Origin of the sequence: Pseudideonella sakaiensis (assembly GCF_048320135.1) — a bacterium.
Classification (GTDB): Bacteria; Pseudomonadota; Gammaproteobacteria; order Burkholderiales; family Burkholderiaceae_C; genus Ideonella_A; species Ideonella_A sakaiensis_A.
This window is the reverse complement of sequence record NZ_CP182947.1, coordinates 3,367,798-3,381,174: the sequence shown is the minus strand read 5'-3', so window position 1 is coordinate 3,381,174 and position 13,377 is coordinate 3,367,798. Positions and strand designations below refer to the sequence as shown.

Below are 13,377 nucleotides of genomic sequence, written 5' to 3'. Positions count from 1 at the left end.
ACATACATTGGTGTCGATATTGCTTATAACGGACAGCGTATGACGCAGTGCCCTGAATTCGACAAGATCGAGCTTCATCTGATACGGGTATTGCACACCTTGATCACCGAACGCAGCGTCTCCAGGGCCGCATTGGCACTGAACAGCAGCCAGCCCGCCGTCAGCGCGCAACTGAAGCGGCTGCGCGCGCTGACCGGCGACCCCTTGCTGGTGCGCGCTGGCAATGCGATGGCGCCGACCGCAAGAGCCTTGCAATTGGCGGGCCCGGCGGCCGAACTGCTGCAGCGCGCCGACCTGCTGTTCAGCCCGCGCATCCGCAGCAGCGGCTTCGAGCCGCTGGCCAGCGAACTGACCTTCCGCATCGCCGCCAGCGATTACCTCGATCCGCTGTTTTTGCCGGCGCTGGTCAGCCAGGTCAAGCAGCAGGCGCCGCAGGTGCGGCTCGAGCTGTTGCCGCTGAGCGGCGATTTCGACTACCGCAACAGCCTGGCCACCGGCGAAGTCGACCTGGTGATCGGCAACTGGCTGGCGCCGCCGGGCGAGCTGCACCTCGGCCGGCTGATGAGCGACGAGGTGGTCTGCCTGGTCGCCGCCGACCATCCGATCGTCCGGCTTGCCGATTCGCGCAAATGGACGGTCGAGCGTTATCTGGCCAGTGAACATGTCGCGCCGACGCCGACCCACCCGGGTGCCCGCGGCGTGATCGACGAACATCTCGGCAGCCTGGAGCTGCGCCGCAACATCATGGTGCGCAGCGCACATTTCGGGCTGATCCCGCTGATGGTCGCGCGCAGCCTGCTGGTGCTGACGACCGGTCGGCTGTTCTGCTCGCGTTATGCCGACGTGCTGCCGGTACGGATCGTGCGTTGCCCGGTCGAATTTCCGCCATTGACCTATTACCAGCTGTGGCACGAACGCAGCCATGTCTCGGCGGCGATGCGCTGGCTGCGCGAGCAGGTCCGCGATGCGGCGCGCAACCTGTCCGAACGCAGCCTGTTCGCCGCCGCCAGCGATGGCGGCCCGGCTGCGCCGGCCCATTGATCACCACCCTTCGATGTCCGAACTGTCTGCAAACTCGTCCCCCGCCGCGCTGCCGCAACGCCTCGCGCTGCGCGGCGACCTGCTCGATTTCACCGCGACACCCCGCTGGGGCGAGGTCGACAGCAGCGCAGTGCGTTTCCGCCCCGATCACTGGCTGCTGATCGAGGGCGAGCGCATCGCCGCGATCCAGCCGGCCTCCGAACCGCTGCCGGCCGAATGGCAGGCCGCGCCGGCGCATGACCACCGCGGCCGGCTGCTGATGCCGGGCTTCATCGATACCCATGTGCACAGCCCGCAGCTCGACGTGATCGCGAGTTACGGCAGCGAACTGCTCGACTGGCTCGAGACCTACACCTTCCCGGCCGAAGGCCGTTATGCCGACGCCGAGGTCGCACGGATCGGCGCAGCGCTGTTCTGCGATTCGCTGCTTGCTTCCGGCACCACCAGCGCGGTGGTATTTCCGACCGTCCACAAGACCAGCGCCGATGCGCTGTTTGCCGCCGCCGCGCAGCGCGGCATGCGGATGATCGCCGGCAAGGTGCTGATGGACCGCCATGCGCCGGACGGCCTGCGCGACGATGTCGAACAGGCCGAACGCGACTGCATCGAGTTGATCGAGCGCTGGCACGGCAAGCACCGGCTGGCCTATGCGGTGACGGTGCGTTTTGCGCCAACCAGCACGCCAAGACAGCTGGCGATGGCCGGCAGCCTGTGCGCGGCCGACCCCAGCCTGTACATGCAGACCCATGTCGCGGAAAACCGCGCCGAGGTCAAATGGGTTGCCGAGCTGTTCCCGGAGGCGCGCAGCTACCTCGATGTCTACGCCCGCGCCGGCCTGCTGCACCCGCGCAGCGTGCTCGCGCACGGCATCTGGCTCGACGCCAACGACCGCGCGGCGCTGCGCGACAGCGGTGCGCAGATCGCCCACAGCCCGTCGTCGAACCTGTTTCTCGGCAGCGGCCTGTTCGACTGGCGCGCGACCGAGGCGGCCGGCGGCGCGGTCAGCGTCGCCACCGATGTCGGCGGCGGCACCAGCCTGTCGATGCTGCGCATGCTCGGCGATGCCTACAAGGTGCAGGCGATGCAAGGCGAGCGGCTGACCGCCTGGAAGGGCCTGCATGCGGCCACGCTCGGCGCCGCGCAGGCGCTTGGCCTTTCCGACGAGATCGGCAGCCTGGCGCCGGGCCGGCTGGCCGACATCTGCGCCTGGGAGCTGGCGGTCGGTCCGGTTGCCGAACGGCGGCTGTCGGTGGCCCGCAGCTTGCATGAGCGGGTCTTTGCATGGACCACACTCGGAGACGAACGCAACCTGGCCGCCTGTTATGTGGCCGGGCGGCACAGCACCCCGCCGCCGATGCCGGCGGCGGCCGCTGCCTAGCGCATCGGCGGAGGCAACAATCGCGGAGAAGGCAGGCGCAACAGCCCGCCCCCGCCGGACGCAGGAGCAAGAGGAGACGAGATGCTGCGACTTGAACTGATCGACATCAGCAAGACCTACCCCGCCGTGAAGGCGAACGACCGCGTCAACCTGCGCGTCAAGCCGGGCGAGATCCACGCCGTGCTCGGCGAAAACGGCGCCGGCAAGTCGACGATGATGAAGATGATCTACGGCGCGGTGCGGCCCGACGAAGGCGAGATCCGCTGGAATGGCGAAGCGGTCGACATCCGCAACCCGCAGGAGGCGCGCGCGCTCGGCATCAGCATGGTGTTCCAGCATTTCAGCCTGTTCGATACGCTGACCGCTGCCGAGAATGTCTGGCTCGGCCTCGACAAGAGCCTGTCGCTGCCGGAGATCGCCAGCCGCATCAAGACCGTCTCGCGCGAATACGGCCTCGACGTCGACCCGCTGCGGCCGGTCCACACGCTGTCCGTCGGCGAACGGCAACGCGTCGAGATCGTGCGCGCGCTGATGACGAGCCCGAAGCTGCTGATCCTCGACGAGCCGACCTCGGTACTGACGCCACAGGCGGTGCAGACGCTGTTCCTGACGCTGCGTCAGCTGGCGCAGGAGGGCTGCAGCATCCTCTATATCAGCCACAAGCTCGACGAGATCCGCGAGCTGTGCCACAACTGCACGGTGCTGCGCGGCGGCAAGGTGACCGGCGAATGCGACCCGCGCGAGGAAAACAACGCCAGCCTGTCGCGGCTGATGATCGGCGCCGAACCGCCGCCGCTGCAGCACAAGGACGTCAAGGCCGGCGAGGTGGTGTTTGCCGTGCAGGCGCTGAGCCTGCCGAAGCAGGACCACTTCGGCATGAGCCTGAAGGACATCAGTTTCGACGTCCGTGCCGGCGAGATCGTCGGCGTGGCCGGCGTCTCCGGCAACGGCCAGCAGGAGCTGATGGCCGCGCTGTCCGGCGAGGATACGCGCGCCGAGCCGGCGTCGATCAAGCTGTTCGGTCAACCGATCGGCCACCATCCGCCGCGCCGGCGACGCGAGGCCGGGCTCAACTTCGTGCCGGAGGAGCGGCTCGGCCGTGGCGCGGTGCCGACGCTGTCGCTGGCCGCCAATACGCTGCTGACGCGCACCGAAGCGGTCGGCAAGTCCGGCTGGATCGCCAGCGGCCGGGTTGATCTATTGGCCCGGCATCTGATCGAGCGCTTCAACGTGAAGGCCGGCGGGCCCGGCGCGGCGGCAAAAAGCCTGTCCGGCGGCAACCTGCAGAAATTTCTGGTCGGCCGCGAGATCGATGCCGACCCGAAACTGCTGATCGTCTCGCAGCCGACCTGGGGCGTCGATGTCGGCGCCGCGGCGCTGATCCGCGGCGAACTGCTGAAACTGCGCGACGCCGGCTGCGCGCTGCTGGTGGTCAGCGAGGAGCTCGACGAACTGTTCGAGATCTGCGACCGGCTGATCGTGATCGCGCAGGGCAAGGTCTCGCCGAGCATTCCGACGAGCAAGGCCACGGTCGAGCAGATCGGCATCTGGATGTCGGGGCTTTGGGATGGCGACGGCCCTCCCCCAGGGGGGGAGGGAGACGGTTCACCCCCCACCGGGGAGAGGGCTGGGGTGAGGGGCGCGGTTCAGCAAGACAAGGAGGCCCGCCATGCTTAAGCTTGAAATGCGGCCGGAGCCGTCGAAGGCGATGTCGGTGCTGTCGCCGCTGCTGGCGCTGGCGATCACCGTGCTGATCGGCACCGGCCTGTTCATCATGCTCGGCAAGGATCCGCTGCGCGGCCTGGAAGTCTTCTTCGTCGAGCCGGTCAAGAGCTGGTATGCGCTCGGCGAACTGGCGATGAAGGCGACGCCGCTGCTGCTGATCGCGCTCGGCCTGGCGATGTGTTTCCGCTCCAATGTCTGGAACATCGGCGCCGAGGGCCAGTTCATCGTCGGCGCGATCGCCGCTGGCGGCATCGCGATGCTGGCCGACAAGGAGACCGGCCGCTGGATCGTCGTCGCGATCCTGTTTGCCGGCGTGCTCGGCGGCATGTTCTGGGCATCGATCGTCGCCTTCCTGAAGGACCGCGCCAATGCCAACGAGATCCTGGTCAGCCTGATGCTGGTCTATGTCGCCGGCATGCTGCTCAGCTACCTGGTCTACGGGCCGTGGAAGGATCCGCAGGGCTACAACTTTCCGCAAACCATCACCTTTGCCGATCCGACGAAGATCCCGCGGCTGTTCACCGGCATGCGCGTCAACATCGGCCTGCTGATCGCGCTGCTGATGGTCGGCGTATTCTGGCTGTTCCTGTTCCGCATCTATGCCGGCTTCCAGCTGCAGGTCGGTGGCCTCGCGCCGGCGGCCGCGCGGTATGCGGGTTTTTCGTCGCGCCGCGCGTTGTGGACGGCGATGCTCGGCTCCGGCGGCATGGCCGGCCTGGCCGGTGCGCTCGAGGTCGCCGGTCCGCTCGGCCAGCTGACGCCGCATGTGCCAGCCGGCTACGGCTTCGCGGCGATCATCGTCGCCTTCGTCGGCCGGCTGCACCCGGTCGGCATCGTCTTCTCGGCGGTGCTGATGAGCATGTTCTACATCGGCGGCGAACTCGCGCAGTCGCGGCTCGGTCTGCCGAAATCGCTGACCGGCGTCTTCCAGGGCCTGCTGCTGTTCACGCTGCTGGCCTGCGACACGCTGATCGCCTACCGCCTGCGCTGGAAAACGGCCGCCTCGCCGACCGCCGCGCGCCCGGCGACCGCCCCCTCACCTGTTGAAGGACAAGCCTGATGGACTCGATTGCACTCCTGCTTGCCGCGACCTTCAATTCCGGCACCGTGCTCGCGCTGGCGGCGCTCGGCCTGCTGATCAACGAGCGTTCCGGCATCGTCAACCTCGGCGCCGAAGGCATGATGCTGGTTGCCGCGGTGCTCGGCTTCGCAACCGCGGTGCACACCGGCAGCGACTGGGTGGCATTCGGTGCCGGCGCCGTCGCCGGCGCATTGCTCGCCGCGCTGTTCGGCATCCTCGCGATCTACCTGAATACCAACCAGGTCGCGACCGGTCTTGCGCTGAGCCTGTTCGGCGTCGGCTTCTCGGCCTTCATCGGCCAGCCCTATGTGCAGGAAAAACTCGGCGAACGCGCGCAGTTCGCGATTCCCTATCTCGCCGACATCCCGTTTTTCGGGCCGGCACTGTTCCGCCAGCATCCGATGGTCTATATCGCGGTCGCGTTGACGATTGCGCTGGCGTGGTTCCTGTACCGGTCCCGCGCCGGGCTGATCCTGCGTGCGGTCGGTGAATCGCCGGAATCGGCGCACTCGCTCGGTTATCCGGTGCGCCGCATCCGGATGATCGCGGTGATGGTCGGCGGTGCGATGTGCGGGCTGTCCGGCGCCTATATCTCGGTGGTTTATACGCCTCTGTGGGTCGAGGGCATGATCGCCGGCAAGGGCTGGATCGCACTGGCGCTGACCACCTTCGCGACCTGGCGGCCGGCACGCATCCTGCTCGGCGCCTATCTGTTCGGCGGCGTCACGATGTTGCAATTCCATCTGCAGGGCGAAGGCGTCAATGTGCCGAGCCAGCTGCTGACCGCGATGCCCTACATCGCGACCATCGTCGTGCTGGTGCTGATCTCGCGCAATGCTGCCTGGATCCGCGTCAACATGCCGGCCTCCCTTGGCAAACCGTTCTTCCCTGGAAGTTGAACATCTCGACAGCGCGCACGACCGGCGATCCGATGGCGCTGATACAGTCTTGCGTCGACCCGTGGGAGCGGCTTCAGCCGCGATTCATTCGGTCGCCACCAGTTCCGAATCGGGGCTGAAGCCCCTCCCACAAGACTCACCAGTTGAACCTGTCCTCTTACGGAGAACCCATGACACAGATCTCGAAGCGAAACCTGTTGAAGTCGGTCGCGTGGTCCACGCTGGCCGCCACCGCAGTGCTGGTCGGCTGCAGCAAGAAGGAAGAGGCGGCCCCGGTCGCCGCCGCGCCGGCGACCGCACCGGAACCGGCCGCATCGGCCGCACCGCCGAAGGCAGAACCGCTGAAGATCGCGTTTGCCTACGTCGGCCCGGTCGGCGATGGCGGCTGGACCTTCGCGCACGACAACGGCCGCAAGGCGGTCGAGGCCGAATTCGGCGACAAGGTCGTCACCAGCTATGTCGAGAAAGTGCCCGAGGCGGCCGACGCCGAGCGCGTCTTCCGCGACATGATCGGCCAGGGCAACAAGCTGATCTTCGGCACCACCTTTGGTTATATGGAACCGATGCTGAAGGCCGCCGCCGACGCACCGAAAGACGTCAAGTTCGAGCATGCCACCGGCTACAAGACGGCCGAGAACATGCGCACCTACGACAGCCGCACCTACGAGGGTGCCTACATGGCCGGCGTGATCGCCGGCGGCATGACGAAGACCAATACGCTCGGCGTCGTCGGATCGATCCCGATCCCGGAAGTGATCCGCAATATCAACAGCTTCACGCTCGGCGCGCAGTCGGTCAATCCGAAGATCAAGACCAAGGTCGTCTGGGTCAACGAGTGGTTCAACCCGCCGAAGGAAACCGAGGCCGCGCAATCGCTGCTGAACGGCGGCGCCGACGTGCTGTTCCAGAATACCGATTCGAGCGCGGTGCTGCAGACCGCCGCCAAGGCCAACAAGTTCGCCTTCGGCTGGGACAGCGACATGACGGCCTATGCACCCGAGGCCCACCTCGCGTCGGCGATCATCAACTGGGGGCCGTACTACATCAAGGCGACCAAGGACGCACTCGACGGCACCTGGACCGGCGGCACCTCGTCGTGGTGGGGCGTGAAGGAAGGCGCAATCGACATCGTCTCGATCAGCGACAAGGTTCCGGCCGATCTGAAGGAGAAGGTCGAGAAGGTCAAGGCCGGCCTGAAGGACGGCAGCTTCCAGATCTGGAAAGGCCCGCTGATGGGCCAGGACGGCAAGCCGGTGCTGAAGGACGGCGAAGTCGCCGACGACAAGTTCCTCGGCGGCATCAAGTTCTACGTCAAGGGTGTCGAGGGCAAGGTGCCGGGCGGCTGAGCGCGGCCAGTCCGTCAACGTGAACGGGGCCCTGCGGGGCCCTTTTCTTTGGCCGCCGCCAACTGGCGCAACGCCGACTGCCAACCCGGCTGCACCGACGCGGTACGATGCACCGGCAAGCAGGACTGGCGCCTGGTCGAACAGGAACTCGAGGACGGCCCGATCTCGAGCGCCGCGCTGCTGGAGACAGGGCTTTTTCAATTTCCCGATTCACTCGACGACATGGTCAACAAGATTGCAGACTCGGTTGCCGCGGCCTTGGCCGATGTCAAGGATGGCTCGACCGTGCTGATCGGCGGCTTCGGCACGGCCGGCATCCCGAACGAACTGATCGACGGTCTGATCGAGCAGGGCGCGCGCGAGCTGACCATCGTCAACAACAATGCCGGCAATGGCGAGACGGGTCTCGCCGCACTGCTGAAGACGGGCCGGGTGCGCAAGATCATCTGCAGCTTTCCGCGCCAGGCCGACAGCCATGTCTTCGACGGGCTGTACCGCAGCGGCAAGCTGGAGCTCGAACTGGTGCCGCAGGGCAACCTCGCCGAGCGGCTGCGCGCCGCCGGCGCCGGCATCGGCGCATTTTTCTGCCCGACCGGGTATGGCACCGAACTCGCCGCCGGCCGCGAGACGCGCGAGATCAACGGCCGCCACTACGTGCTCGAATATCCGATCCACGGCGATGTCGCGCTGATCAAGGCCGAGCGCGGCGACCGCTGGGGCAACCTGACCTACCGGATGGCCGCGCGCAATTTCGGCCCGGTGATGGCGACCGCGGCCAGGCTGGCGATCGCGACGGTGCACGACATCGTCGAACTCGGCACGCTCGATCCGGAAGCAATCGTCACGCCGGGCATCCATGTCGGGCGGATCGTCCGGATCGAACGCACCGCGACCCGCGCCGGCGGTTTCAAGGCCGCGGCCTGAGTGCCGTCGAGCCATTCGCACATCACGTCAATTGCAGCAGGAATACCCGTGAGTCATCAGCGCAGAAGCAAGGACGAACTGGCGCGCCGCGTCGCGCAGGACATTCCGGACGGCGCCTATGTCAACCTCGGCATCGGTCAGCCGACCCTGGTTGCCAATCACATTCCGCACGGCCGCGAGGTCATCCTGCACAGCGAAAACGGCATCCTCGGCATGGGCCCTGCACCGGCCGCCGGCAGCGAGGATTACGACCTGATAAATGCCGGCAAGCAGCCGGTCACGCTGCTCGCCGGCGGCGCCTTCTTCCACCATGCCGACAGCTTCGCGATGATGCGCGGCGGCCATCTCGACATCTGCGTGCTCGGCGCCTTCCAGGTTTCGGCGACCGGCGACCTCGCCAACTGGAGCACCGGTGAGCCGGGCGCGATACCCGCGGTCGGCGGTGCAATGGACCTCGCCGTCGGCGCGAAGCAGACCTGGGTGATGATGGATCTGCTGACCAAGCAGGGCGCGAGCAAACTGGTCGAGCGCTGCAGCTATCCGCTGACCGGCATCAATTGCGTCAAGCGGGTCTATTCCGATCTGGCGACTCTGGCCTGCACGCCGCAGGGCCTGCAGTTGATCGACATTGTTCCAGGCCTCGAACGGGCCGAACTGGAACGCCTGGTCGGGCTGCCGATCGCCGCCGCCGCGGCTTGATCCAAGCCATCGATTTTCTTGCAACGCCGCTGCCGGCGTCTGCCCAGCCGTCGACCCGGCGTTTCCATCTCCGACCGCCTCGATTCCGGGCGGATCGATGCGCCGGTCAGCCCCCTCAGGCGGTGGCCACCGCCGCAGTCGAAGCGGCGCCGTCGCGCCGGCGGTCCCACCAGCGGTCGAAGAAATAGTGCGCGACGGTATTGGCGATCGGCTCGACCACGGTGATCGCACCGGCGATCGCGAAGCTGCCGGTCAGCGCATAGCCGACCGTGAAGGCGATGCAGACATGCATCACGCCGAACACTGCTGACTTGGTCATCTGGCACTCATGAATGAGAATGATTCTTGTTTGTAGTGTGCCTCAGAATAACCGTTGCGGCAATCGGATCTGCCGATCGCGGCGATAGCCGATGCGCAAATCAGCGCGCGTCGGCGGCTTGCGGCGCTGCGGCCCTTCTGGCCTTCAGCACCAGCAGCCAGGGCCGCTGCGGGTCGATGTCGAATGAGACCCGGCCGTCGGAATCGAGCGCGACGATGCTTCGGGCAACCGTCTGCTGGACATTGCCGCCGATCGCCTCGAGGCGGCGCGCCGCGAGATCGACCTTGACGACGATGTCGCAATGCATCGGCGTTGCAAAGGCGCCGTCGGTGATCAGCGCGATGTCGGCCGGCGTCAGCGCCGAGCGCCCGCGCACCGCGCAGATCAGGTCGCCGGGCGCCGCGCGCGCCGGCGTCGGCACGACGGCATAAGCCGACATCGTGCCGTCGCGCGCGGCGACGACATAGTCGGCATGCGCCGGTGCAGGCCGGAATTCGCGGCTGCTGAAGCCGGCCCGCTGCATCATTGCGCTGACGAAGGCGGCCGACCATGGCGGCGTACGTTGCGGCGGCTCCGCTTCCGATTCGGGCCACTGGACCTCGCAGACATCGGTGCGCCGGCAATCATGGCGGATCTGCCGGTAGCTGATCGCCGCCCAGTATTCATTGACGACCGGGCACAAGGCAGCGGTTTTTTCCTGGCCGCAACCATCGGCGATCGGATCGCAGTAGCCGTCCGGGTGGATCAGGCAAGCCGTATCGCCGGGCGGTGTGACGACGACACCGCGGCCCCAGCGCACCCATTCCTGCTCGAGCAATTCGACCAGCCGCTCGATCCGGGTCGGCGGCACGGTGGTCGGTGGAACCGGAACCTTCGGCGGCGCCTGCGGCAGCGGGGCGCAGGCGGCCAGCAAGACGGCCAGCAGCAGTGCGGCGACACGCAGCGGCGAATCGGACGTCCCGTTCACCCGACCCGGCTGCCCAGCGCCCGTTCGGCGGCGCTGCGTGCGTGCAGCGCCGTCGTGTCGAAGACGGGAACCGGCGAATCCTGTTCGCCGACCAGCAGCGAGATCTCGGTACAGCCGAGGATCACCGCCGTTGCGCCGCGCTCGACCAGCGCAGCGATGATGCGACGGAATTCCGCCCGCGACGCGGCGTCGATGCGGCCAAGGCAGAGCTCCTCGTAGATCACGCGGTGCACGATCGCGCGGTCCGGCTCATCGGGCACCAGCACCTGCAGGCGGTGCCGGTCGACCAGCCGCTGCTTGTAGAAACCCTGCTCCATCGTGAAACGCGTGCCGAGCAGGCCGACGGTCGAGCAACCGGCGGCTTTCACCGCATCGGCGGTCGGGTCGGCAATGTGCAGCAGCGGGATCGTCACCGCTGCCTCGATCACATCGGCGACCTTGTGCATCGTATTCGTGCACAACACCAGCAACTCGGCGCCGGCGCCTTCCAGCGAGCGCGCCGCCGTTGCAAGTTGGCGGCCCGCGCCGTTCCAGTCGGCATTGCGCTGCATCAGCTCGATGTCGTGGAAATCGACGCTGTACAACACGACGCGGGCCGAGTGCAGGCCGCCGAGCCGCTCGTTGACGACCTGGTTGACGATCCGGTAGTACGGAACGGTCGACTCCCAGCTCATGCCGCCGAGCAGGCCGATCGTCTTCATCGTCGGCGCACCGACAGCGGAGTCGGGCGCCTACGCGTCTTCATCGCTGAGGCCGGCGATAGCCGGTGCATCGTGCGGCCACAAGGCCTGGACCGGACGCCGCTCGGGCAGCACATAGACGACACCACGGCGCGCGCCGAGCCAGCGCTGCACCACCTGTTGATAAAACTCGACCGGAACGACGACGCAACCCAGCGACGCGCGGTTGTCGTCCGGCGTCGCGCTGGCCAGCCGCTTCGAGCGCGACGCGTACGACGCGTCCGGGCGCAGCCGGTGGATCGCCAGTGCGGCGTCGTAATCGAACCAGACGATGTCCTCGCCTTTCAGGTTGCGGCCGGGTTGCGACGCGAAACGGCCGGCCGGCGTCGTGCGCTCGTTGGCCGCGATCTGCCCGGTCTGCGCGCGCTGGCCGACGCCCGGAACCGACTCGTCTCCGGGCGTTGCACCGGTGAGCACGACGCTGCTGCCGACCAGCGCCTGCCGCTCGTCGAAGATGTGCATGCGAGCCTGTTTCTTGTCGACGATCGCAAACGGCCGACCGCCGCTGTCGTTGCGCTGCCCGATCCAGCGGTGCAGATAACGCACATCGGCGGATGCGTCGGCGGCGAACAGCCTGTTTTCATCGGAGCCGGCGGCAGCATGCCCATCGACAGCCCGCAGCGGGGCGGCGACAGCCACCATCGTGACGGTGGCGGATCGGGTTTCAGCAGCACAGGCGGGCAATCCCGTCCAGATGGCCAGCACCGATCCCAAAACACCGCACACACGTTTCCAGCGACACAACACCACCACACCCCGCCCTCGTTACCGGGTTCATCCCACCGAGAGCACGGCAGAACGGCTCCGGAACGACTGCCAGGCCAGGCACGACAGTGCCGACGTGACAGAAATATCCTACAGGGGGACGGCGTGAGCGCCTATACGGAAAAACGAGTTGGCCAGGGCTTTTCAGCGGGCCGATGCATGGAGCAGCGAACTGCGATAACGCGCTGCGACATCGTAGGTCGCCGGAAAGACTTCGTCGAAGCTGCGCACCTCGGGCAGCACGTAGACCATGCCGCGTTTGCCGCGGAAGGTCGGGACCATCACGGTGTCGTAGAAATCGGTCGGCATGTTGATGCAACCGTAGGAAATGCGGTTGTCGGCCGGTGTCGGCGAGGCAAGGCGCTCGAGGCGCCGCTCCGACGGCTCGATCTGGCGGACCCGGTGCATCGAGACTGCGGCAGCGTAATCGACCCAGAACACATCCTCGCCGTCGGCATTGCGACCCGATTCACCGATGAATCGGCCGGCCGGTGTTGTGCGTTCCTCCGGGCGGACCTGGTGCAGCGGTTTCTGGCCGACACCCTCCACGGTATCGTCACCGGCCGCTGCGCCGAGCAGCACCGGTGTATGGGCGCGCAGCCGGCCATCAGGGTCGAACACATAGACATGGGCTTCGCGTTTGTCGAGCACGACAAAGTCGAGTTTGCCGTTGTCACGCGAATCGGTCGCCCAGTCGGCGATACGCCGCACGTCGGCGGGCGGATCGACATCGCCGAAATCGGCAAAGCGGGGCACGCCGCGCGTCGCGGGTTCAGATGCCGCAGCGACTGACGCAGCCGGTTTGGCAGATGCGTGGGTGCGCGCGAGATGGATGGTCGGCAGCGCCAGCGCTGAAATCACGAGGCCGATCAGCGCACCGCGTTTCAGCCCGGCGGCGATTTCGCGGCGAGTCTCGGCGGCATCACGGGGCATCGGTTGTCGACCTCGTACAGATGTTCATGCGCCGCGGCAGGCGCCGCGGCGACGGGACGCACGATCAGCCGCGGTCGGCTTGAGGCGCCAGTTCGTTCGACAACGTCGAGTTGTCGGTGCCCGAAGACGGCATTGGGGTGTCGCTCGGCGTCGACAGCGAGCGGTTGGTCTGGTCCATCGACTGCATCGGGCTGGGGCTCGGGCCCGAATCAGTTGAAGTCTGCGCATAGGCGAAGCCGATGCTGCCCACAACGGCCATTGCGGCAACTGCCGAGGCCAGGCTCTTGGAAACGTTCATGGCAATTCTCCTGGTTGAGACACGGATCGTGTCGGTGGTTTGATTGGCATAGCCAACGGATGGAATCTAGCCAGCAGCCCGATCGGCAGGTGTCGGCGGAGTGCGGCGTTTGCTGTCGGACGCCAGGTGCGTCAGCAACATTCGGTTAACGATTGCGCGTGCGCATTGCCGCGGCCGTGGCGAGCAACCGAGCGGGTGTCCGGCGGCATCGGTGAGCAGCGGGCGCGTAGACTGGGGCGCCCCGACTTTTCCAGCTTGAAGG

Annotated in this window: 14 protein-coding genes; 8 read left to right on the top strand and 6 right to left on the bottom strand. The window is 66.9% G+C overall.

Annotated elements, in window-relative coordinates; translation table 11 throughout:
• Nucleotides 1–39 precede the first annotated feature (39 nt).
• The 8 genes from ACNH6H_RS15310 to ACNH6H_RS15275 all read left to right on the top strand — a co-directional run bounded on the left by ACNH6H_RS15310 (nucleotide 40) and on the right by ACNH6H_RS15275 (nucleotide 9,093).
• The gene (locus tag ACNH6H_RS15310) at nucleotides 40–1,041 is read left to right on the top strand and encodes a LysR family transcriptional regulator (RefSeq protein WP_418318843.1); all 1,002 of its coding nucleotides are present in this window, start codon (nucleotides 40–42) and stop codon (nucleotides 1,039–1,041) included.
• Between the two features lie 13 nt (nucleotides 1,042–1,054).
• Nucleotides 1,055–2,419 carry a guanine deaminase gene (gene guaD, locus ACNH6H_RS15305; protein WP_418318842.1) on the top strand — a complete coding sequence of 455 codons (1,365 nt, stop codon included), beginning with the start codon at nucleotides 1,055–1,057 and terminating at the stop codon, nucleotides 2,417–2,419.
• 81 nt (nucleotides 2,420–2,500) lie between these two features.
• A complete protein-coding gene (locus ACNH6H_RS15300) occupies nucleotides 2,501–4,096 on the top strand; it encodes an ABC transporter ATP-binding protein (protein WP_418318841.1) in 1,596 nt (531 codons plus the stop codon).
• Nucleotides 4,089–5,204 carry an ABC transporter permease gene (locus ACNH6H_RS15295; protein ID WP_418318840.1) on the top strand — a complete coding sequence of 372 codons (1,116 nt, stop codon included), beginning with the start codon at nucleotides 4,089–4,091 and terminating at the stop codon, nucleotides 5,202–5,204. Before ACNH6H_RS15300 ends, ACNH6H_RS15295 begins: the two co-directional genes overlap by 8 nt.
• Nucleotides 5,204–6,124 (top strand): ABC transporter permease, encoded by a 921-nt coding sequence (locus ACNH6H_RS15290; protein ID WP_418318839.1) that lies wholly within the window; start codon nucleotides 5,204–5,206, stop codon nucleotides 6,122–6,124. The genes ACNH6H_RS15295 and ACNH6H_RS15290 overlap by 1 nt, the downstream gene beginning before the upstream one ends.
• A gap of 170 nt (nucleotides 6,125–6,294) precedes the next feature.
• Nucleotides 6,295–7,470: a BMP family ABC transporter substrate-binding protein gene (locus tag ACNH6H_RS15285; RefSeq protein ID WP_418318837.1), complete on the top strand. Its 1,176-nt coding sequence runs from the start codon at nucleotides 6,295–6,297 to the stop codon at nucleotides 7,468–7,470.
• A gap of 222 nt (nucleotides 7,471–7,692) precedes the next feature.
• Nucleotides 7,693–8,394: a 3-oxoacid CoA-transferase subunit A gene (locus ACNH6H_RS15280; RefSeq protein ID WP_418321340.1), complete on the top strand. Its 702-nt coding sequence runs from the start codon at nucleotides 7,693–7,695 to the stop codon at nucleotides 8,392–8,394.
• A gap of 48 nt (nucleotides 8,395–8,442) precedes the next feature.
• Nucleotides 8,443–9,093, top strand: a complete 651-nt coding sequence (locus ACNH6H_RS15275) for a 3-oxoacid CoA-transferase subunit B (protein ID WP_418318836.1) — start codon at nucleotides 8,443–8,445, stop codon at nucleotides 9,091–9,093.
• A gap of 115 nt (nucleotides 9,094–9,208) precedes the next feature.
• On the opposite strand, the gene ACNH6H_RS15270 is transcribed toward ACNH6H_RS15275, so the two are convergent.
• From ACNH6H_RS15270 to ACNH6H_RS15245, 6 genes are all read right to left on the bottom strand, one after another.
• Nucleotides 9,209–9,412, bottom strand: coding sequence for a DUF2061 domain-containing protein (locus ACNH6H_RS15270; RefSeq protein WP_418318835.1), 204 nt, complete (start codon nucleotides 9,410–9,412; stop codon nucleotides 9,209–9,211).
• A gap of 100 nt (nucleotides 9,413–9,512) precedes the next feature.
• Nucleotides 9,513–10,379, bottom strand: coding sequence for a DUF2272 domain-containing protein (locus tag ACNH6H_RS15265; protein WP_418318834.1), 867 nt, complete (start codon nucleotides 10,377–10,379; stop codon nucleotides 9,513–9,515).
• Nucleotides 10,376–11,080 (bottom strand): aspartate/glutamate racemase family protein, encoded by a 705-nt coding sequence (locus ACNH6H_RS15260; RefSeq protein ID WP_418318833.1) that lies wholly within the window; start codon nucleotides 11,078–11,080, stop codon nucleotides 10,376–10,378. Before ACNH6H_RS15260 ends, ACNH6H_RS15265 begins: the two co-directional genes overlap by 4 nt.
• A 30-nt stretch (nucleotides 11,081–11,110) precedes the next feature.
• Nucleotides 11,111–11,761 carry a L,D-transpeptidase gene (locus ACNH6H_RS15255; protein ID WP_418318831.1) on the bottom strand — a complete coding sequence of 217 codons (651 nt, stop codon included), beginning with the start codon at nucleotides 11,759–11,761 and terminating at the stop codon, nucleotides 11,111–11,113.
• A 267-nt stretch (nucleotides 11,762–12,028) separates the two neighbouring features.
• Nucleotides 12,029–12,817 (bottom strand): hypothetical protein, encoded by a 789-nt coding sequence (locus ACNH6H_RS15250; RefSeq protein WP_418318830.1) that lies wholly within the window; start codon nucleotides 12,815–12,817, stop codon nucleotides 12,029–12,031.
• Between the two features lie 64 nt (nucleotides 12,818–12,881).
• Nucleotides 12,882–13,115: a hypothetical protein gene (locus ACNH6H_RS15245; RefSeq protein WP_418318829.1), complete on the bottom strand. Its 234-nt coding sequence runs from the start codon at nucleotides 13,113–13,115 to the stop codon at nucleotides 12,882–12,884.
• Between the last annotated feature and the right edge of the window lie 262 nt (nucleotides 13,116–13,377).